Raw genomic sequence first — 1,931 nt, forward strand, 5'->3', positions numbered from 1 at the left:
AAAGAAATTTGACCAGAGTTGGACAATGGATGCAATGATAGATCGTTGGGAATGGTTTTACACAGAGGCTGCAGAGATACTCGAAATTGATTTAGCTGATGTAATAACACAACATCAACCAAAGCTTGTTTAACATTTATATGAAACATCTCACGGAATCTGCAATCGAAACCCTGACCATTGAGCGTCTCCAAGCGCTTGGCTTCGTATATATTTACGGGCCTGATGTTGCGCCAGATAGCGCAAACCCAGAGCGTGAGAGTTTTGCCGATTTATTAATGCTTGGCCGATTACGCAAAGCCGTTGCCCGTATTAACCCCACATTAACTGCTGCAGCCTTAGATGAAGCTATAAAATCTATACAGCGTATTAGCTCGCCTGAGTTATTAGCGAATAATGAAGACTTTCATCGCTTACTCACTGAAGGCGTGAATGTTAGCTACCAAAAAGATGGCAACACCCGTGGTGATTTAGTTTGGTTGGTTGATTTTGCCAACCCAGACAACAACGAATTTGTAGTAGCTAACCAGTTTACCATTATTGAAAACAACCAAAACAAACGCCCAGACATTATTCTGTTTGTGAATGGCTTGCCTTTAGTCGTTATCGAACTCAAAAATGCCGCTGATGAAAACACCACTCTCACTTCAGCTTACAGGCAGTTAGAAACATACAAACAAGCCATTCCAAGCTTGTTTACCTATAACGGCTTTGTTGTTATTTCAGATGGGTTAGAGGCCAAAGCAGGCAGCATTTCCGCAGGCTTAAGCCGCTTTATGGCTTGGAAGAGTGCGGATGGCAAAACGGATGCATCTCATCTGGTCAGTCAATTAGAAACGCTGATTAATGGCATGCTTAATAAAGCAACGCTATTAGATTTAATCCGCCATTTTATCGTTTTTGAAAAATCCTCCAAAGAAGATGCTACGACAGGGCAAATCAGCATCAGCACTGTTAAAAAGCTGGCGGCTTATCACCAGTACTACGCAGTCAATGCGGCCGTGGTTTCGACCTTGCGCGCAACTGCCGAAGCTTCAGGCGTAGCACAAACTCCTGCCGATTATGGCTTACCAGCTGTGCGCACCCAACCCAAAGGCGACCGCAAAGCTGGTGTGGTATGGCATACACAAGGCAGCGGTAAATCACTTAGCATGGTGTTCTATACAGGTAAGATTGTATTGGCATTGAATAACCCAACTATAGTGGTGATTACCGACCGCAATGACTTAGATGACCAGTTGTTTGATACCTTTGCCGCTTCTAGCCAGTTATTGCGTCAAGAACCCAAGCAGGTGGAAGATAGGCAACAGCTTAAAGAGTTGCTTAAAGTCGCTTCTGGCGGCGTTGTATTTACCACCATACAGAAGTTTCAGCCTGAAGAAGGCAATGTATATGAAACCTTATCGGAACGCAGAAATATTGTGGTGATTGCCGATGAAGCGCATCGTACCCAATATGGCTTTAAAGCTAAAACGGTAGATGATAAAAACGCAGCGGGCGAAGTCATCGGCCAAAAAATTGTATATGGTTTTGCTAAATATATGCGTGATGCTTTGCCTAACGCTACCTACCTGGGTTTTACCGGCACACCGATCGAAAGCACCGATGTAAACACGCCTGCGGTATTTGGTAATTACGTCGACGTATACGACATTGCTCAAGCCGTTGAAGATGGTGCAACGGTGCGCATTTATTACGAGAGTCGCTTAGCCAAAGTGCAACTTTCTGATGAAGGCCGAAAACTCGTTGCTGAGCTAGATGAAGAGCTAGACCAAGACGAACTCACCGAAACACAAAAAGCCAAAACACGTTGGACGCAAGTTGAAGCTTTAATCGGTAGTGAAAAACGTATTCATAATATTGCACAAGATATTGTGAATCATTTTGAGCAACGCCAAGAAGTGTTCGCAGGTAAAGGCATGATTGTGAGT

1 protein-coding gene is annotated in these 1,931 nt (G+C 44.0%); it reads left to right on the plus strand.

Annotated features, from left to right (window positions below):
• Positions 1-140 precede the first annotated feature (140 nt).
• A partial coding sequence (locus Q7U33_RS05955; RefSeq protein WP_304858713.1) for a type I restriction endonuclease subunit R occupies positions 141-1,931 on the plus strand: 1,791 nt, incomplete at its 3' end.

The organism is Methylotenera sp. (assembly GCF_030653755.1).
GTDB lineage: Bacteria > Pseudomonadota > Gammaproteobacteria > Burkholderiales > Methylophilaceae > Methylotenera.